We start from the raw sequence: 20,838 nt of genomic DNA, 5'->3' as shown, positions 1-20,838 counted from the left end.
GGTGAGCGTATATGACGCCATTATTAAAGGTACAAAACGTTGGAAAAACTTACGGCAAAGGCGCAAATACTTTTACAGCGCTATCAAATATATCATTTGAAGTAGGAAAAGGAGAGTTTGTTGGTGTAATGGGTCCTTCTGGGGCTGGGAAATCTACGTTGCTAAATGTGTTAGCAACTATCGATACGCCAACGACTGGTGAAATTATTATTGGTGATACTAATTTAGCACGTATGAAGGATGCTGAATTAGCAGATTTTCGTCGTGATAATTTAGGATTCATTTTCCAAGATTATAACTTACTCGATTCTTTAACAGTAAGAGAAAATATTGTTTTACCACTAGCTATTGCGAAGATGCCAACAAAGGCTATAAACGCAAGGGTTGATCGGATTGCTGCATTGTTTGGTATAAGTGATTTACTTGATAAATATCCTTATCAAATTTCAGGTGGACAAAAGCAGCGTACAGCCTCATCACGAGCATTAGTGACAGAGCCAAAATTAATTTTTGCCGATGAGCCTACTGGTGCATTAGATTCGAAATCAGCAACCGATTTGTTAGAAAGTTTAAGTGATTTAAATCAAACTCAAGCGGCAACCATTATGATGGTTACCCATGATGCTTTTGCAGCTAGCTTCTGTCAGCGCATACTATTTATTCAGGATGGGCGGCTTTCTAAGGAAATTCATCGTGGGACTCTTACAAGGAAGCAATTTTTCCAAGAGATCTTGCAGGTGCTGTCTAGCATCGGGGGTGGAGTAAATGACGTTATTTAGTTTAGCGCGCAAAAATATTCAGCGTAATTTGTCGAATTACTTCTTATATATTGCCTCCATGGTATTTAGTATCGTCATTTACTTTACGTTTGTGACGCTCAAATATAATGACGATCTTTCAGCTTTAAAACAATCCTCTCAGCAAATTAAAGGATTGATGAGTGCGTCGTCAGTAGTGCTATTATTCTTTATTGTCATCTTTATGGCCTATTCTAACTCATTTTTTATGAAGAAACGGAAGAAGGAAGTAGCCCTCTATTCTTTACTAGGTGTACGTAAGCAAAAAATTGGCTTAATGCTCTTTTTTGAGAACTTAGTAATAGGGCTTGTTTCTCTAGTGCTTGGTATTGTATTGGGATTCTTTATGTCACAAGGTCTATTAATGATCTTAGTACGTTTAATGGGCTATGAAGTTGTTGGAAGCCTGACATTTTCAATGGATGCCCTAATGAATACGACTGGTATTTTTACACTACTGTTTTTATTCACTTCATTACAAGGGTATCGTGTTATTTATCAATTTAAGTTGATTGATTTATTTCATGCAGAAAAACAAGGTGAGCAAATTCCACGTGCCTCTTTAGTAGCCGCTTTACTTGGCACAGCTCTCATTGCATTTGGTTATTACACAGCTGCCTCTGATATGTTTACAAGTGAAATTTGGCGGTTCTTTACGGTGTTAGGTACGCCACTAATGGTCATAGGCGTAACAATTGCCGGGACATATCTTCTATTCCATACTGTGAGTGTCTTTGTATTAACAGCATTAAAAAGAGCGACATCATGGTCCTGGAAGGGCTTGAATTTAATCGGTGTTTCTCAGCTATTGTATCGAATTCGAGCAAATGCTAAATCCTTATCGATCATTGCGATTTTAAGTGCAACAACGATTACAGCGGGCGGTGGCGTCTTCGGGATGTATTACAATGCAGAAGCAACCGTACGTCAGATGTTGCCAAATACATTTATGTGGAAAGGCGATACAGTAGAATTTTCTCAGAAAGACGTCTTATATAATGAAGCACTGTCTGTGAAAAATTTACGTGTCGATAATGAATTCTCGTTTTTTGAATATACATTACTTAAGGAATCTGATTATAATCGTTTAGCGAAATTACAAGGTAAGGATCAAGAACTGCACATTGCAGATGGCTCTACTGTTTTACTTGATGCAGCCTATGACGATCGATTTTCACATGATTTTACGGGAGAAGACTTTAAGCTACAAAACGGAGATTCCTTCCATGTAGAGAGAATGTTCACAGAAAGCGTACTAAACTTTATACCAGCGGGAACAGTACTCGTTGTAAATGATCAAGAATTTACTGCTACAAATGATGCCGAAGAGGTAATAATGCAGGTTGTTGGATTGGACAATGATTTGAAACAACAGGACGTTTCACAAGATATTTACAAGCAATTATCTTCTGAACAACAAGAATCCTTCTCTAGTGTTCCTCAAAGCTATGAGGATAGTTTAGCAACAGTTGGTGCACTATTGTTTGTAGGAAGCTTTTTAGGTCTCGTTTTCCTAGCGGCAACTGGTAGTATTATCTATTTCAAAATTTTAACGGAAGCTGAGGAAGATCAGGCAAAATACGCAATACTAAATAAAATCGGTGTGAATAGTAAGCAAATCTTAAAGACGGTGGCAGGGCAGGTGGCTGTTATCTTTAGTGCACCACTGATCGTAGGCATAGTGCATAGTGCGTTTGCGCTACTAGCGTTTTCACAGTTATTTGGTATGAATATTACAAAGCCAGTAATACTGTGGATGGTTGCATACTCAGCTATTTACTTTATTTATTATATCTTTACAGTGCGTTCGTTCTATAAAATAGTGAGACAGGGGAATAATTAATATGAAAAAAGTATTTTTCGGAATAGGTGCATTGTTTATCTTATTCGTTGCAGGGTTGGTCGTATTGATGACTGTAGACTTTAACCGATTAAATAAAGACACATACTATGTTCATATCACTGCTGATGGTGAGATAGAGGAGTATAAGGCAGATAGCGGTGAAATCTTTAAAATGTATTGGTACGAGCTATCTGCTTACGATAAAAATGGAAAAGATAAAACGTTAAAGTTTTCAGCTCACAAAAATCTACGTCATGATGCTTACTTAAAGCTTTATGTGAAAAAAGAAACAGAAGTCACTTCATTCGATGAAGTAAAATTCCATGAGTTACCTGCTAAGGTGCAGGATCAAATGAAATAGGCAAAAGGAGCAGTCACTAGAAAACTAGGGCTGCTCCTTTTTTAAATAAATGGTAACGGTTGTGCCTTTCCCTTCATCAGAGCTGATGGTAACAATGCCTCCATGGGCCTCGATAATATCTCTAGCAATGGCTGTGCCTAAACCAGTGCCAGTTGTTTTTTCTGTATTTGTACCTCGGTAATAGCGTTCAAAAATATGTTCTAAATCCTCTGCTGCTATCCCTTTGCCGTTGTCAGAAATTGTAATAGTAGCATCATCAACAGACACATGAACAGATACATCAGGCGAATTGTGAAGTAGGGCATTTTGTAAAAAGTTCATGATAGCTCTGCGCATAAAATGCTCATCAATTTGATGGAGACTATTTTCTGTAGATGCCTCAAATTCAATATTGGCAAGCTCATATTGTGGTGTATTCAATGTATCGATCACAACTTCACGAATAAATGGCACCATATTCACTTTTTTTAATGTGAGTGGCAGCTGTTGATGTCTTAAACGCATCGTTAAATTTAAATCCTCGAGTAGATCCTGCATATGCAAGGATTGTTTTTCTATTATTTTTGCGTACGCAGCTTGCTCACTATGAATTAATTGTTCATCATTCAATAGCTCTGCATAACCTCGAATGGAGGCTAGTGGAGTTTTCATATCGTGTGAGACATTACTAATCCATTCCTCACGCATAATCTCGAGTCTCTTTCGCTCCTGTTCATGCGCAGCCAATTCGCGCGATACTTCATTTAAATTTTCAAAAACAGGCTTGTAGACACCACCAGGGGTTTTAATAAACTTATGCTCATGATTCTTTAAATGATGTATGCGCTCTATCATCGCATAAAGAGGTTTAGTTAATGTACGACCAAAAAGCCAGCCAACTAATGTAGCTACTAACAAGTCTGCAATGACAATGAATAAACCAAATTTTCCAATGAACTGTAAGAGTGAGGAACCAGAAACGTGCATAACAAGTCTTGTAACACCACTACCTTTGATGCCAATAAGGTAACTAACCTCATCCTTACTACCAACATAAACCGTAGTATCAGAATCAAATTCTTTATATTTATATACTTGAATTAAGTCGATAGGTGCATAGTGTGAAGGAGCTTGATCTGGCGTGAAATGGGAATCGATAACTTGACCATTTACATCAAGTAATTGAATCCAAGCATTTCGATGATGCAAGTGTTCAAGTCCCTCAGTACTTATTGAAGGCGCTCCGTCCTTTATTTCAATATACTTCTGGAAATCCCGTACAAAGTTTTCCTCTTTGGTTGCAGAAGCACCATCAGAATCAGTTGCTAACCGATAAGTGAGCAGTCCCATTAAAATGGCCGTATTGACAAAAATAACGATGATGACAATAGATAGTACGGAAAGGAGAAAGCGCGCTGTTAATTTCCACTTCATCCTTGCGTTTCTTTTGGCATGATGAATTTATAGCCAAGCCCTTTTACTGTTGTGATATACAAAGGTTTAGAGGCATCCTGCTCAATTTTTTCACGCAAACGTCGAATATGCACCATGACGGTATTATCGGAACCGAAAAAATCCTCTCCCCATACACGTTCAAACAGTGTTTCTTTACTTAAAATTCGATTAGGATTGTGCATAAAGCATGTCATTAGCCCAATTTCTTTAGCTGTTAACTCCAATAAAACCCCATCTTTATGTACTTCAGTTTCATCGGCATTTAGCTGAAACGGCCCAATCTGTAGTGCTTTTTCGGCAATGCTTGTAGCTGTCTCTTGTGTTTGATAGCCAGCTCTGCGTAATTGAGCCTTTACGCGATAGGCAACCTCTTTAGGACTAAAAGGTTTGGTAATATAATCGTCACCACCAATAGCTAGCCCTAAAATTTTATCAATTTCTTCATTTTTAGCAGACATGAAGAGCACAGGCACATGTGATACTTCTCGGATACGTCTACATAAATCGTAGCCCTCTCCATCTGGAAGCATGACGTCTAGAAGTACAATATCTGGCTTTGCTTGTTGAAAGCTTGTCCAAGCGTCGCGAATGGAGCCAGCTGTGTAAATTTGTTTATAACCCTCTTTTTGTAAGCTTAATTTTAGCAAATTAGCTAAATCAGCTTCATCATCCACTACTAATATGGTTGGTTCTTGCACTTGTTCACACGACCTTTCTATTTAAAAGAATCTTTTACTGACAATCATTATAAATGAAATGTACTGGAAAGAGGAAATGAAGATACTACATTGAATCGTATTTATGTAAGATTTTGTATGTATAAATATACAGTATATGCTAGAATTGGGTTAAATGATATGTGGGGTTTACAAAGATGACATCAAAAAGAATACTCATTCCTATTTGGATTGTTTTACTTGTTGTGTTTGTATTTATCTTGTTTATTTATCAAATGCCCTTAAATGCAAAGCCGACACTTATATTTACAGCCATTTATAGTTTCACTTCCGTGATGATTAGTCTTTTTATTATTGGAGTAACATCGAATAATAAAAAATTAACAAACTCTATTTCGATTTTAGCTATTATTATTCTCTTCATTTGTTCAATAGGTGTGGCTGGTTATTTTAATCATCATAAATATGACCATTTCCAGAAGAAACAAATTTTATTAACAGGGGCTTCACAAGCTTTTAAAGGATTAGAAAAAAGACAAATTAGACAGGTGGAGACTGGAGAGTATACCAAAAAAGAAGGATTTCCTTTTAGGTATAAAGTGAAAATTACAACTACAGTTACCGAGGAACCCTACTATTTCGAGTGCTCGGACTATCAATGTGAAACAATGATCAGATATACACAACCAATGGATGATTTAGGAGAGTAATGAAACCTTTACAGATACTAAAGCGTAAAAAGAGTATTACGAATTAGGAGGAATGAAGATGTTTAAAAAAATAGCAGCAGATGCACTTGGACTTTCAGATATTGGGGTAGTTGTGTCACAAGAGGATTATGATAAAACAGATGCTGATGATTTTATTCTTCATGAAATTGACGAGAAAATTTATTTTTTAATTAAAACGAAGGCAGATGAGTATTGCTTTACAAATCGTGCCATTATTCATGTAGATGGCGAAAGTGCCATGAGTAAGAAACGATTACTACGACGCTATGATTTTTCTATGTATTCTATTACAGATGTTTTTCTCGAAACAGCAGGAACAATCGATCTTGATGTCGAAATTAAGTTTACAATCGGCAATTCTCCACTATCTATCGACATCCATAAACGCTTTATTGATGACATTAAAGATTTATATAAAGCACTACACGCCATTAGCTACGAGCAAAAGCACAATGCCTATAAGTTAGAGGTAGCAGAAAAAAGCTTAAACATTGCTTCGTCATCGCTTGGCAGGATTGGCAATGACAACATTTCTCCATCCGCGTCATTCGAGGAAATTACTCGCTTTGCGAATACTTGGATGATCGATCATAAAGATAAGTACAAAAAAGAAGATTTCTCACATATTTTTGAATTATATATGAACAATTGATAAAAATAGCTCTCTGCAAATGTGGAGAGCGTTTTTAACATACAACTTTATACATAAAAACCGGAACTAGGAGCGTGGCGAAAAATGACAAACGAATTGCATGTGCTTGAAAAAGAAGGAATAGAAAGTGATGACTTTATACAGCAACCGCAAGCCGCTGAGACATTGTTCGTAAATGAGTTCATTGATGGTATTTTAGATCCTTCGCAGAAAATGTTAGGGCCCGTTAAAGATGGTGGAACAATTATTGCCAATACAACACCTGGATGCTGGGGACCAATGCTAACACCCACTATTCGTGGAGGACATGAAGTGACGAAACCTGTTTTTGTAGAAGGTGCTGAGGTAGGAGATGCTATCGTCATTAAAATTAAATCTATTCAGGTCACGTCATTGGCAACTTCATCTGGACATGATGAGGCCATTGTAGATCGATTTATTGGTGATCCATTTGTTTCCGTAAAATGCCCAGGTTGTGGCAAGCTCCACCCAAGCACAGTTGTTAAAGGAATAGGTCCACAAGCGATTCGCTGTTCGACATGCGACACAGAAACTGCCCCATTTAAAATGACGAACGGCTATACGATGGCACTTGATCAAAAAGGACAAATTGGTGTGACTGTTGGACGAGAGGGTGCTCGCCGTATTGCCCTTGATGCCAAAAATTACATGAGGACACCTGAAAACTCTGTACAAAATCCTGTTGTGGTTTTAGCGCCAAGCGACTTAGTTGGTGTAATGGCCAGAATGCGACCATTTTTAGGTCAGCTCGGTACAACTCCTTCTAAAGCGATGCCAGATTCTCATAATGCTGGTGATTTCGGTTCATTTTTAATTGGGGCACCACATGAATATGCCTTTACCCAAGATGAATTGGATTTACATCGTACCGATGGACATATGGACATCAGCAGAGTGCGAGAAGGAGCAACGATTATTTGTCCTGTAAAAGTTCCAGGTGGTGGTGTATATATTGGGGATATGCATGCCATGCAGGGAGATGGTGAGATTGCAGGGCATACAACAGATGTAGCGGGTATTGTGCAGCTCCAAGTTAGTGTCTTGAAAAAAGTAGCATTGGAAGGTCCAGTTTTACTACCAAATGTAGAAGATTTACCTTATACGGCAAAGCCCTTTACTAAAGAAGAAAAACGTCGTGCTCGCGAGCTAGCAGAGGAGTTTGGTGTGAAACAGGTAGAGGAAGCATTCCCTGTATCTGTGGTTGGTTCTGGAAAAACATTAAATGATGCTACTGATAATGCGATCCATAGAGCTGCAAAGCTATTTGAGATGAGCGATCCAGAAGTATTAAATAGAGCAACAATCACAGGTTCCATTGAAATTGGACGCCACCCAGGGGTTGTCACTGCAACCCTCCAAGTACCAAAAACAATATTAAAAAAGGTCCGAATTTATAAGGCTGTGAAAAAGCAATATGATTAATGGATGATTCCATTCAAAAGCAAACTTTTATAGGTTTGCTTTTTTGTATGAGATACAAGTTGAAAAAGTAAATATTTGACTGAAATTTGAAGTTTAGATTGAATTCTATTGTTGTGTTGATATAATAGTTAAAGTTTAATAACGATCAATATGTCAGCATTAAATAGATGAGTGTAAAATAGAAAAGTTGGTGTCGAATGACAGAGTTCTTAGGTGTGGAAAATAAACTAGAGAAAAAGAATAGTATAAAACCTTTTATTTTAAAAATGAGAGGAGGAGGTCATGCTCCTTCTCGAACAAATTTCGCGGATGCCTTCACAGGAGCAATAGGCGGTTTAATATGTATTTTTGTGTTGCTATGGTTAACAAATTTTACAGCTGCTCCTTGGTTAATGGCATCACTTGGTGGTAGCTGCGTACTTGTATTTGTTGTTTGGAATGCACCATTATCTCAGCCCCGAAATATTATAGGTGGTCATTTCATTTCAGCATTTATTGGTTTGGCAATGTATACATTACTAGGCTCTAGTATGCTGTCAATTAGTCTTGGTGTTGGATTAACCATATTTTTTATGGCCCTTTTAGGAATCATTCACCCTCCTGCGGGTGCTAATCCAATTATTATTATTTTAGGAGGCTATGGTTGGAGCTACTTAGTAATGCCAGTATTAATTGGTGCAGTCATTATTGTGCTGTTCGGATTGTTGATAAATAATTTACGAGAAACAAGAAAATATCCACTATTTTGGTGATGAAGATTTCCCATCTATGAAGTGCTCCACTTTATAGATGGATTTTTTTATGTTTGATAGCGATTTCACTATGCATATCACTATTTTTTTAGCATATGTTAGTTAAGATTTGTTATATTGAAGAAAGAGTGTTAAAAACATGTATTTTAATAATAGGGGAAGATCTTTGTTGGTCGAATTTGATGGGAGGCTCCAATTGTATGCTGTTGGACTGTGATGAGCAATTATTCATGGCTTATAAACAAAGAAGTGAAAAGGGTGCTGAAAATTTACTAGCAACATGGCTTGAGGCAGAGTCTAATCTGCATGAAGATCCAAAAATACTTGGTACTTCGCTCTCACCCAATCTGTTTTTAGTAAACGAAGAAACGGCTAAGAATATTGCCTTTTCCACTGCTCGTAAATATTGGGGTCGTGTATCAACAGAAATGCAAATGTATTTTGACAAATATAGTTTAGATGCAAAATTTGTGAATGAACGGCTCAATGCTTTTTTCTATACACAAAAAGGAAAAGAGACTTTTTTTGAACAGCTCTTCGCGCAACACACAATAGACTTAGAACGATTAATTTGGCTAGTATTTGGCAAACGAATGCAAATAGAAATGCCAGTTAATGAGCTACAAACAATTATTTTATATAAATTTCAAGATGAATATTTAGTGCATATGATGTATAAAGAATATGAATCATTTTGGCATTGGCTTTTCACGAAAAAAGTTTATTCACTACTTATCCACAGACCTTTAGAGCAATTCACATTTCTTTATGAAATAATGGGACATTTCGAGCAATCTGTGAAAAGAAATTGTGAACATGTGGATAACTTTGTGAATAACTATAAATTGATGCTGGATAAGTGTATAACTCATGTGGATAAGCACAATGCAAGCTGTTTGGCAAAGAAACAGCTGCGTCTTTATCAAATTGTTACACATTATTGTTTGTCAGAGGGCGATTATAACAATGTCAAAGCATTTATTACTTCATTTGAAGTGGAATGGCGCTACTCAATGTATGCACTAACAGAGAAGGAAAAAGTGTTAATTGCCTATATTCTATTTCATATAGCAAATAGAGAACAACAGAGCGAAAAGGTTATACATTATGGTGAATATTTATTAGAAGATGAACGTTTAAATAATTACGCTATCGAAATTTTACTGGAGTATAAGGAGCTATTGCCAAATCGTAAACCAACACCGCCTGCCATTATTAAAAACTATCAACTAAATTATTTAGAAAATTTATATGCTATTCTACTTGATCATTATGTAAAATTTGCACGTTATGAGGATGGCTTACTTCTGTTAAAAGAACATGTCCTAGCGTCTAATAAAAAAATTAATGCTTCATTAGTACAAAAAAACTTTAGTAGTGAACAGCTTATTGCTATTGAGGCCTATGTTCAACAGGACATTGCACTACATGTTAATAACTCACTACAGCATATTGGTTTATCTGTGGAAGAGTGGCGGCGTAATTATCGTCAACCTGATGTACCGTATCATGTTGTAGCACAAAGTGCCTCCCTGCATATGCTAAATATTTTAAGAGTATTATTTGTAACTGAACAGTTCGAGCTTTTTGAAAAATTAATGGAGACCTATAAAAAATATTTGCTAATTGATGACCATTTTGAAAACATGCGCATGTTTATTAGTGCGTATGTATAAAAGGAGTGTCTAATACGTCACAGTATTAGACACTCCTTTTTATTCTAACACACCATTTTCTTGCAACGCTTTAATTCGCTCAGCATCGTAACCTAAAGATAGCAAAACTTCCTCCGTATGTTCGCCGAGCTTAGCACCCACATGCTTGTATTCGGGCTGTGAACCATCAAATTTAAACGGAGATGCAATTTGTTTTTGCATTGAGCCATCACTTTTGGGGATCGCTACTATCATTTCTCTTGCTTTTAGCTGCGGATGCTCACATGCTTCTGGGAATGTGAGAACGGGCTCTACACAACCTTCAAAATCCTCGTTAAAAACTTCAAGCCACTCCTCATACGTCTTTGATAAAAATGCATCATGAACAGCTTCCTTAAAACGAATTTGCGTATAGTAGGAATCATTAAAGGTATTATCAATCAACTCAGGAATATCGAGTGCTTCGCAGAGCAATTTACGAAATTGAGGCTCTAAACTACCGACAGAGAAAAAGCGTCCATCCTTTGTTTTATAAAAATCATAGTAACTGCCACCATTTAAAATTTCTTGCTCTGGCTGTGGTACACGACCACCACCAATAAATGCTGAGCCATACATTGCATTAAGTGAAAATACAGCATCTGTCATACTAATATCAATGAATTGTCCTTCTCCCGTTTTTTCACGATGAAGGGCAGCAGCCAGTACCCCAATTGCGGCATGCATTGTCCCACCAGCTATATCTGCTAGTTGAACGCCCATGGAGACAGGTTTTTTATCCTTATGGCGTGAATAGTCAAGTACTCCTGCCAATGAAAGATAGTTATTATCATGTCCAGGTCGATTGCTATAAGGTCCAGTTTGTCCATAGCCTGTAATCGCACAATAAATAACCTTTGGATTTATTTCTTTAAGCGCTCCATAGCCGAGGCCAAGCCGTTGCATGACACCTGGTCGAAAGCCTTCGATAATAACGTCATACTCTTGTACAAGTGATTTAACAATGTCTATAGCGTCTGGCGATTTTAAATTTAATGTAATGGATTTTTTAGATCGATTTAAATGTTGATGGATGTATGCCTCATGATCATCATCATAGGGAGGCATAATTCGTGTTAAATCAACGCGCTTTGATGATTCAACATGGATGACATCAGCTCCTAAATCAGCAAATATCATTGTTGCCATTGGTCCTGGTAGTAATGCAGAAAAATCGAGAATTTTTAACCCCTTTAAAATACCCAAATCTTCCAACCCCTTTTTTGTAGGCTACACGACCATCCCTACGATGGCAGCGTAGCGCTTTTCTCATAATCCCCATTGTGTGAAAAGCGTATTGCAAATTCTGTAATAATACAGTTTTTATTTAATTTAATCAGTATTATAACAGAATAAATCTTAACTTGCCTATGCTATTTTTTATTATAAAATAAACATCTTAAATTTTATATGTCAGAATAACAATAAAAGTAAAAAAATTTAGAATTTAGATGCCTTGTCAAATTTCAGATAACAATAGTCATTTATTAGAAAATTCATTCTTGTGAAAAGCATGATGTGATGACGTACAAAATTTACTAGATGTCCATATGCTGCAACCCACTTTATTGATACAATCCTAGAGGTGCGTTATTTTATGAGTTTGGATGGGTACTTCCTACGCCATTATGAAATGATACTTTTCCCTAATGGAGTCTTTGCTTATAATAGTCACTAATTCGACAAATTATCTCTCAAGGTATATATACAAAACTATTATAAATAGGAGGGAAGTAATGAAGTCACATCATTTAAAATTAAAGCATTTAATTATGGGAGTCGCGATGGCAGCATTCTTCTTCACGAGCATTGGCAGTGTGTGGGGCGGATACAGAATGAATGTTGACTCGATAAAGGAGAATACACTTGAAACAAATCGAGTTTATGCTCAGAAACTGGCATCTACTGCAGAGTCTTATCTCCATGAAGCCCATCAAATTTTAGGCTATAGTGCGAATCAAATGAGAGACAAAATGGAAGATGAGGATGCCCTAAATCAGGAAACGGAGCGTTTGAGGTTGCAAAATCAAATGTTCAATTCTGTGGTAATAACAAATGCAGAGGGACTTGTATTATCTGTATCACCACCTTCAATTGAAATTAAAGGGGAGGTTTTAACATCCATTGGAGGTAAAGAGGCGTTATCCAAAAAGACACCAACCATTTCTAAACCTTATGAGGCGATGACAGGACGCCTCATCATTTTTATATCCCATCCTATTTTCTCTGAGTCAAATGAATATTTAGGTATGGTAGCAGGGACTATTTATTTAAAGGAACCTAATGCCTTTAAAACGTTACTAGGGGAACATTATAGTAAGGATGGTTCTTACGTATATGTAGTCGATTCAGATGGACGTGTTATCTATCATCAGGACCCAAGCCGTATTAATGATGTTGTAACAAAAAATAAAGTGGTTCAAGCTGTGATGTCTGGCAAAAATGGTATTCAATTAGTTGAGAACACAAAAGGAGTGAAAATGCTTGCAGGCTATAGTACAGTGCCTTCAACAGGTTGGGGGGTTGTCTCTCAGAAACCTTTAGATATAGCACTAGCACCTTCTTTTGATCGTGTACAGGACGTTATTATAAAATCTGTCCCGCTTATGATTGTTTCTATTATTATTGTACTTTGGGCTGCAGCGCGCATTGCCAACCCATTACAGCAATTAGCGACTTTAACAGAGGAAAGCCTAGATAAGAAAAATGTGGAAGGTTTAAAATCTGTTAGTGGGTGGTACTTTGAAGCTTCCTCTTTGAAAAATGTCTTAATACGGAGTTTATCGTTTTTACATGGACAAGTTATGTTTTTCAAGGATCAATCAACAGTCGATCCACTGACAGGCGTTACCAATCGACGTACGATGGATGCCATGCTCGCTGAGTGGCTAGCAAGTAATGTCTCGCACGCGATTATCTTGCTAGATTTAGATCATTTTAAAAGTGTGAATGATACATATGGTCATGCAGTTGGAGATAAAGTTTTACAATTTTCAGCTAAACATATGGAATCTGTGGCACGTGAAGGGGATGTGTGTTGTCGATATGGTGGTGAGGAATTTGTCATGCTATTGCCTAATACTACAGAAGAAGAGGCAGCACAAGTGGCAGAAAGATTGCGAGAAATTCTAGCGACTACAGAAAGCCCTTGTGGTAGACCTGTAACACTATCTGCAGGAATTGCTGTATATCCAGAAATGGCAGATAGCACTGAGGCATTAATTGAAGCGGCTGATGGTGCATTATATCTTGCGAAACAAGCGGGACGCAATCAAGTAAAGGTTGCCGAACAAAGTTTGAGTAAAAATTTATAACAAATGTGCTTACATCTTTAATTTTGGGGGTAAATGATTAATGCAAACATCATTTGGGCAAGCTACTTTTAAGTCATTCGCCATATGACTTCTAATCCAAGTTCAAATGATATGTAACTCGGGTCACATCTCTTGATCGACTTGACAAGACGTAAGGTTATCCCCCTTTCCCTTATGACACCCACAAGTACGACTAGATGTATGCCTATATATCGTGAAAGCCAAGAGAGCACCGATGCTCCTTGGCTTTTTTGTTGGTGTATTCCTGCATAGAATCCGCTCGGAAGGGGTGTGAAAGTGATCAAAAAGAGTTACTCCACTCAAAAGGAAGAAGCCTCGCTCAGTTATGAAGCTTAAAAAAGCCCCACTCCTCACAAAGAGAGAGCAGCGTATTCTCAAACTAGTATCATTATCAAGAATTTTACCTAACTATTTTAGATTTATCTATGAAGGTTATCCAGCCTTTGGTCGATATAAAGGGTATTAGGAAAATGAAATTTGTACGTATCAAAATACATAGGTGAAAGGAAGAGTGGAATGGATAAATCTAAAATCCAAAAAGTAAATAAAGCCTTGATTGCAACGGTATTTGCTTCAAGTGGAATTGCAGTTGTAGTGCCTTCACCACAAAAAGCGGCAGCGGCTACTTCTCCCTTTACGGATATTAACCAATACTCGGATAATTATAACGAAATCTTAAAATTATATTCTCAGGGCGTGATGAGCGGATTTGCGGATAATACTTTCCGCCCAGACGTGAGTGTAACACGTGGAGAGGCAGCGAAAATGCTGGTAACTGCTTTAAAATTGGATACAAAAAATATTCAAGACCCTTATTATAAGGATGTACCTAAGGGGAGTGTATATTATAAATATGTTGCAGCGTTGCAAAATGCAGGCATCATGTCTGGTTATTCAAACGGCACATTTATCCCAAATGAAGTGCTTACTCGAGGCGAATTAGCCAAAATAGTAGTAGTTGGATTCCATCTAGAGGTATCCCCTACGTACAATAATATTTTCAAAGATGTTAATAGCCAAACAAGCAATGCTATCTATATTCAAACATTAATTGATTTGAATATTACAAAGGGTACAACACCTGTTACATTTTCTCCTTTTGATGCCGTAACACGCGGACAATTTGCTTCATTTGTGGTGGGTTCACAAGAGAAGAAGAACAATGAAACATCTTACAAAATTACAAATGTTGATGATGATGCCGTTTATATAAATGGTCAATCTTATACAATTCCAGAAAGCCTTGCTCATATTTTTAACGAATACAATGCGCCCGTTTTAAAAGGTGCATTCATTGAGGGGGATCTTTCAGGTAAAGGAATTCGCTCCATCTCAAAATTAACACTCAATGCAAGTGGAACAAGCTCGCGCTCCCTTGATTTTGATGGTGATTACGGTTCTTTTGGTGCAACGATTGTGGTGAACGGGAACTATATTGAGTTTTCTAATATGACACTGACAGGGACAATGTTTGTTAACGAAACGGTTCGTCCACCGTTAAATTTAGGTGCTACTAATAAGCAACCATTAGCTCTTGGGCGTGTGGCAAGCAACAATATCTCATTTATCAATTGGTCAAATCCAGATAATAACAAAGATGAAGATTCGTCAAATAACAATTCAACGAATGACCTCCAAAATTGGACAAACCCAAATTCTGATAAAGACAAGCCATTCGTGAACTGGTCTAAAGAAAAGCAGGAAATGAAAAATGTTGAAAAATACCTTGAATTTTATAACAGCAGTGTTTCCCGACTAGTTGTATCTCAAACTGGTACAAAAATCGAAACAAATACAAAACTACCTCGCGTAGACATTATTGGAAATGTGAGAGAGTTTGAAATTCAAGGCAATATTGGCACATTGAATTTAAATACCGAAACAAAACTTACAATCTATGGTTCAGGAAATATCGATTGGATCAATTACAATAGCCACACAGATCTTGAGCTGTATATTGATGGTCGTATCGGTACATTATTTGTTAGTAATTCATATGGCAAAATTGATATTGGAGATTATACGTATATTGATAAAGTTATTTTACCTAAGGACGGATCTCCAAATAATATTTTTGATGATTTCCTAGATGATAAAGACAATATAGGTACTATCACTGATCCTGATGGCAAACCAATCGATAAAGATGAAAACGAGAATCAGAACCCTGATGATAAAACAAAGCCAACAGTTAGTATTACAAATGTCAAAGTGCTAAATGGCAGCGAGATTCAGGCAGACTTCACGTCAGATGAAGTCGGTACGTACTATTATATTGTCCGTGAAAAGGGTGCAGAGGCACCAAATAAACGTGAAATGGTAAATCATCTTTCAAATGATAACGTAGCATACGGCAGTGGAGCCGCAGTCAAAGGTACAAACTCGGTTAAAGTTTCAAATCTAGGTGAGAAAAAAGAATATGTCATCTACATCATGGTAGTAGACGGTTCGAAAAATGCATCCGATATTGTGTCACAATCGTTCCAAATGAAAGATGCATCACCACCAGTGGTAAAGGATCTAAAAGTCCAAGAATTACATGGTGGAACACGTGCTGAATTTACATTTACAGCGAGTGAACCTGGAGATTACTACTACTATGTACGTAAGAAAACAACAGCTGCTGACCCGACGACGGCAGATATTGTTGCTAATCCAACTGGTACAGGAAAAGCTATCGCTGGTAAACTAGGGGTAGAAGGAAAGTTAACAGGTTTAGAGGCTGAAACATTGTACCAACTTTATGTAGTGATGAAGGATGATTCAGGTAACTTCTCGGTAGACCCTGCTGTGGTAAAAGATTTTAAAACTGAGGCACTTGATAATGTACCACCATATGTTGTTGGTGGAGAACTTGTAAAACTTGATGAAATTAAAAATGAATTTTATGTCACTGTTAGTGAAGAGTTAGATCCTATTTCTGCAGAAAAAATAGAGAACTACGACCTTTCTGGGACTGGTATAGTCAACCAAGGTGATCAGCAACCAATCCATCCTACAAAGGTTGTCTATAGTAAAGCGCAGAAAAGACTTATTTTCACCATTCCATCACTAACAGGTTTTGTTAATGGTGATAACCTAGTTGTTACAATATCACCAAAGGTCAAAGATTTAGCTGATATCGAATTTGAAAATATTAATAATATTCCTAATAACACAGTTCCGCGAAATACTGCTGAATATATTCATAATGATAGTGTTGGACCGATCCTCACAATTATTGGAGAACCAGTAATTAATAGTACAAAGGATCAAACACTTCTAGAGTTTAATGCGACAAAAGCAGGAACATACCATTATTTAATTATGGAATCAGGATTAACGCTTACACGTGATGATCGTTTGCGTTTAATTGAAGCTGTCCAATTAGATGAAAAGACATTTAATGTTGGAACAGCGGATGTAGCAATTATCGGTAGTGGAGGTAACAAGCCTGCCCAATTAGGAAAACAAAAGGTATTAATCCCATTACCAAATACAACGCCACCATTAGATCCATTTAAGAGCTATTCAATCTATATGGTTTTACGTGATCGTTCAGGAAATGTTTCAGATATACAAACTAAACATGTTATTGATGATAGAACTGCACCAAAGATTGAAAATACCTCTATTAAAATAGCTGAAGGTAATAAAAATGCTACTTTTAAATTTATGTCAAATGAAGAGGGCACGTATCACTATATTCTTCGAAAAGCCGGTGACACAGCAGTTCCTGTACCAACAAGTGCTGAGGAGGTAATTGATAGGGGACGTGCAAGTACTATGCGAAAGGATACAAATGAAATTAGTCTTGCTTTAGAACCTCATCAGGATTACGAGCTGTATGTAGCAGTTAAAGATAGATATAAGAATGCGACTATGCTTCAAGTTGGTACAGAGTCAAAAGTTTATACTTATGATGAAAAGCAAAATAAAACAATGGCTTTGACACCAGGTGTATCTGGTACAGGGATAATGGCATATAAATTCTTCTCTGATGGTACTCCACCAAGGGTAGAAGACCCAATCTTTAAACAGCTTGATGGCAAAACATTTGAAGTGACTTTCTCTGAGGCAGTTGATTTAACTGGTTCCGATTTTAAATTAGTTGATCCTGAAACAGGTAATGCTATCTCTCCTACTTATACATGGGATTGGGAAGATACTTCAGCTAAAAAAGAGTGGGAGCCTCGTAAATTGATTATTAAGTTTGCTAATGAAGTAACGCAAAGCTTCGACATTACAGTTAATGCGAATGTTAAGGATAAAGGTGGATGGATATTTAGTAAACAAAAAGCAGAATACAAATATCCAACAAAAGTAAATACAATTACTTCGGCGACATTGTTACCTGATACACAATTCCCAAGTAATATAAATATTTCAAAACAGGTTCAGGTTGTAGCAAACTTGAACGCAGATATAACATGGGATCAGCATTACTATTATGCAGTTCTTTCGGATGGCTATGAACTAACATTAGATAATATTAGGGATATTATAGTTAGAGCTGATAATAGTAATTATACAGATATTCCTGGTGGTGCAATAATATCTTATGGTAAGGGACAAATAACAAAACCTTCAGATGCAAGTTCTGCTAAGACGTTTACAGCAATACAAACAAGCAATAATCCAAATTCTACAAACGTATTCCAGAAAGATCAAAAAATATATCTATTTACTAAAGATAAATACGGAAATATAGTTTATGCAAAAGAGTCAACAGCTCCAACGGCTCCAAACTTTGTATTAATTCAACCTAGAACACCGTAGAATATAAGAACACTAGCTATGAATTCTAATAGTTAGTGTTTTTTTGATTATAAAAATGAATGGTAAATTTTCCTCAATAATGGTAGAAGTAAAGAAAATAGACAGGAAAGTTATACCGTTATGAATGTGACAATTACCGTATACACCTATGGTATCAAGCGGAATTTCTATGTGAGAAGGTGCAAGCACTACAACCAAATAGTGGGCCATATATTGAAATTACTAAAGAAATGCTACATGAGACACTTATAGGTGATCATTTATTCGTTTTACTTTCTGCAGATAAAGAAGCTCAAAAGGCATTTGATGAATTGAAGCAAGAGCCGCCGCTGTGGAACTCATTACCTGCTGTGAAAAACAATAAAGTACATTTCATTGAGGATAAATGGAATTATGATGATATGACAACGAGTAGCATGTTGCTAGAGGAATTTCCAAATATGTTATCAAAATAAGCAAATAGGGAGGCTAGGTGGAGATACTTAGCCTTTTTTCCAATAACCTAAGTTGCAAAAAGCCCAAGTGGACAAATGACCACTTGGGTTTTTCAGCTAGGAATTAATAAACCGAGGAAGTCGACTAAGCATACAAGGCAGGACACTCACATGATCCTCCTCATCGAACTTCACATAATGAGTGTGAACGTTTTTGTCGCCTAAACGATTCATTCGTTCGGTTGCTAGATCAGCCCCCTCTAGCATATCTGGCAGCTCGTTAGCACCGATTGTAAGTAGGAGATTAATAGCGTGCTGACCGTTCCAAGTTTCAACGAATTTTTCTATTTCTTTAAGTACGGCATTGTCAGCCCACCAAACAGAAGGACTGCCTGCAACAAAATGACTAAATAAATGGGGTCTTGCACATAAAGCATATAGTGTGAAAAGTCCGCCTAATGAGTGACCAACAATCGCTTGTTTCTTTTTATTGATAGGCCATTCCTTTGCCACAGTAGGCATTAGCTCATGCTCAATAAAGTCTAGGAAATCATTGGCTTTCCCGTTAGGAGGCCAAGGTGTACCATCTGGACGTGGGGGCAGATTTTCTTCATGAACAGGTAATGTAAAATCATTGCAGCGTCGTTCCATATCAAAAGGTTCCTTTGAAGGATAGCCAATACCTATTACAACAATGGGATCATAGCCCTTTGGTTTGCGTGTTTGTAATTTTACTGCCTCTGCAAGTGTTGGAAAAAGTGCGTCCCCATCTAAGACATATATAACAGCATAGCCATCAGCTGGTGGTGCGTCTGTTGGGGCAGCAATTAAAATTCGATAGTCTAACTGTTGGCGGGATGTCATGGCATATTCAAAATAGTTTTCTGATAGATAAAGTTTCTTTGTCATTGTTGTCATGGCGCTAAAAACTCCAATACATCCTCTATCACTTTTCCTTGTGCATGAATTCCCCCATTTAGCCAATAATCCTCAGATGTTTCAAATACTTGATTGTTTTTGAAGGCAGCTGTACTTTGCCAGATTTTACTGTCCTTCAATTCGTTAATAAATTCATCTCCAAGATTGCCATCATTGATTAGGAAAATATAATCGGCATCTAGTTCAGGTAATATTTCCAGTGACACCTCAAAGGCACCGTTTTTCACGAGGCTGCTTTGTTCAAATCCTAATTCATGTGTTAAGACATAACCACTGAAATATTCATCGGTCATGAAAAACATACCTTTTGCATTAAAACGAATTAACGCTACTTTTTTGCCTTTTGTCGTGGGCGCTAGCTTTGTTTTTGCTGCATCCACCTTTTCCTGATAACTCTGTAAGGCTTGCTCAGCTTTATCTGGTTCATCAAGCAGCTGTCCCAATACTTTAATAGAACCTTCTAAATCACTTGCTGCATTATTGAACACATAGGTTGGTGCAATTTTTGCATATTTTTCATATGTGCCGTTTTCAACATAAAATGAATTGGGCAAAATAATTAAGTCTGGTTTATTTGCCATAATGGCTTCTGCTGATGGGGGGCCACTTGCAAAGCTAATTTCGGGTACACCTTGTAGCTGATCTTGTAAATAGAGCTGTGGTTTAACACCATTCGACCATTGCATAGTAGGCTTAACACCTAAAGCAAGTAAAGAATCCTCCATGACAGGTGCAAATATTTTAGTAGGCTTAGCAGTTAGTGTAACGTCATTACCAACCTCATCGTTTATTGTTAATGGATAAACACTTTGCTCTGCTGTACTTTCTGAGGTTGCTTGTGTTGCTTTCTGTGCGTCTTTCTTACTCGATTCAGTATTACAGGCAGTAAGTATGCCAATAGCCAGCAATAGAGTAGCTAATACATAAATAGCTTTTAAAATCGTTGTACCGTGATTACGACAATTGGTTTTCATTGTTCATCAAAGTC

At 37.1% G+C, this 20,838-nt stretch carries 16 protein-coding genes; 11 read left to right on the top strand and 5 right to left on the bottom strand.

Translation table 11 applies throughout. The features are described from left to right. Positions 1 to 11 precede the first annotated feature (11 nt). The 3 genes from GJU32_RS18495 to GJU32_RS18485 are packed head-to-tail and all read left to right on the top strand — an operon-like array spanning position 12 to position 3,001. Entirely contained in the window at positions 12 to 779 is a 768-nt protein-coding gene (locus GJU32_RS18495) for an ABC transporter ATP-binding protein (protein ID WP_155593401.1), read from the top strand. Continuing rightward, positions 766 to 2,640: an ABC transporter permease gene (locus GJU32_RS18490; protein ID WP_155593400.1), complete on the top strand. Its 1,875-nt coding sequence runs from the start codon at positions 766 to 768 to the stop codon at positions 2,638 to 2,640. Before GJU32_RS18495 ends, GJU32_RS18490 begins: the two co-directional genes overlap by 14 nt. A gap of 1 nt (position 2,641) precedes the next feature. Next, the gene (locus GJU32_RS18485) at positions 2,642 to 3,001 is read left to right on the top strand and encodes a YxeA family protein (RefSeq protein WP_155593399.1); all 360 of its coding nucleotides are present in this window, start codon (positions 2,642 to 2,644) and stop codon (positions 2,999 to 3,001) included. 24 nt (positions 3,002 to 3,025) lie between these two features. On the opposite strand, the gene GJU32_RS18480 is transcribed toward GJU32_RS18485, so the two are convergent. Next, a complete protein-coding gene (locus GJU32_RS18480; RefSeq protein ID WP_155593398.1) occupies positions 3,026 to 4,414 on the bottom strand; it encodes a sensor histidine kinase in 1,389 nt (462 codons plus the stop codon). Continuing rightward, entirely contained in the window at positions 4,411 to 5,133 is a 723-nt protein-coding gene (locus GJU32_RS18475) for a response regulator transcription factor (protein ID WP_155593397.1), read from the bottom strand. The genes GJU32_RS18480 and GJU32_RS18475 overlap by 4 nt, the downstream gene beginning before the upstream one ends. A 176-nt stretch (positions 5,134 to 5,309) precedes the next feature. Here GJU32_RS18475 and GJU32_RS18470 point away from each other — a divergent pair, with 176 nt between their 5' ends. From GJU32_RS18470 to GJU32_RS18450, 5 genes are all read left to right on the top strand, one after another. Beyond that, positions 5,310 to 5,822: a hypothetical protein gene (locus GJU32_RS18470; RefSeq protein ID WP_155593396.1), complete on the top strand. Its 513-nt coding sequence runs from the start codon at positions 5,310 to 5,312 to the stop codon at positions 5,820 to 5,822. Between the two features lie 58 nt (positions 5,823 to 5,880). Then, complete coding sequence (locus GJU32_RS18465; protein ID WP_155593395.1) at positions 5,881 to 6,495, top strand: PH domain-containing protein; 615 nt, start codon at positions 5,881 to 5,883, stop codon at positions 6,493 to 6,495. An 84-nt stretch (positions 6,496 to 6,579) separates the two neighbouring features. After that, the gene (locus GJU32_RS18460; protein ID WP_155593394.1) at positions 6,580 to 7,938 is read left to right on the top strand and encodes an acetamidase/formamidase family protein; all 1,359 of its coding nucleotides are present in this window, start codon (positions 6,580 to 6,582) and stop codon (positions 7,936 to 7,938) included. A 197-nt stretch (positions 7,939 to 8,135) separates the two neighbouring features. After that, positions 8,136 to 8,690, top strand: coding sequence for an HPP family protein (locus tag GJU32_RS18455; RefSeq protein ID WP_155593393.1), 555 nt, complete (start codon positions 8,136 to 8,138; stop codon positions 8,688 to 8,690). Between the two features lie 200 nt (positions 8,691 to 8,890). Next, entirely contained in the window at positions 8,891 to 10,366 is a 1,476-nt protein-coding gene (locus GJU32_RS18450; RefSeq protein ID WP_155593392.1) for a hypothetical protein, read from the top strand. Positions 10,367 to 10,405: 39 nt separating this feature from the next. Here the strand turns inward: GJU32_RS18450 and GJU32_RS18445 are convergent, their stop codons facing one another. Continuing rightward, positions 10,406 to 11,590 (bottom strand): CaiB/BaiF CoA transferase family protein, encoded by a 1,185-nt coding sequence (locus GJU32_RS18445; RefSeq protein WP_155593391.1) that lies wholly within the window; start codon positions 11,588 to 11,590, stop codon positions 10,406 to 10,408. 530 nt (positions 11,591 to 12,120) lie between these two features. On the opposite strand from GJU32_RS18445, the gene GJU32_RS18440 reads away from it, so the two are divergent. The 3 genes from GJU32_RS18440 (at position 12,121) to GJU32_RS18430 (ending at position 18,932) form a co-directional block, all read left to right on the top strand. Continuing rightward, the gene (locus GJU32_RS18440) at positions 12,121 to 13,698 is read left to right on the top strand and encodes a sensor domain-containing diguanylate cyclase (RefSeq protein ID WP_155593390.1); all 1,578 of its coding nucleotides are present in this window, start codon (positions 12,121 to 12,123) and stop codon (positions 13,696 to 13,698) included. Between the two features lie 537 nt (positions 13,699 to 14,235). Beyond that, positions 14,236 to 18,477 carry an S-layer homology domain-containing protein gene (locus tag GJU32_RS18435; RefSeq protein ID WP_155593389.1) on the top strand — a complete coding sequence of 1,414 codons (4,242 nt, stop codon included), beginning with the start codon at positions 14,236 to 14,238 and terminating at the stop codon, positions 18,475 to 18,477. Between the two features lie 179 nt (positions 18,478 to 18,656). Next, positions 18,657 to 18,932 (top strand): TroA family protein, encoded by a 276-nt coding sequence (locus GJU32_RS18430; RefSeq protein WP_155593388.1) that lies wholly within the window; start codon positions 18,657 to 18,659, stop codon positions 18,930 to 18,932. 96 nt (positions 18,933 to 19,028) lie between these two features. Here GJU32_RS18430 and GJU32_RS18425 read toward each other — a convergent pair whose 3' ends face one another. Then, complete coding sequence (locus GJU32_RS18425) at positions 19,029 to 19,829, bottom strand: alpha/beta hydrolase (protein ID WP_155593387.1); 801 nt, start codon at positions 19,827 to 19,829, stop codon at positions 19,029 to 19,031. Further along, complete coding sequence (locus tag GJU32_RS18420; RefSeq protein WP_155593386.1) at positions 19,826 to 20,824, bottom strand: ABC transporter substrate-binding protein; 999 nt, start codon at positions 20,822 to 20,824, stop codon at positions 19,826 to 19,828. The genes GJU32_RS18425 and GJU32_RS18420 overlap by 4 nt, the downstream gene beginning before the upstream one ends. Positions 20,825 to 20,838: the final 14 nt, after the last annotated feature.

It is taken from the genome of Lysinibacillus cavernae, assembly GCF_009724685.1.
Taxonomy (GTDB): Bacteria; Bacillota; Bacilli; order Bacillales_A; family Planococcaceae; genus Lysinibacillus; species Lysinibacillus cavernae.
This window is presented reverse-complemented; position numbering and strand designations above follow the sequence as displayed.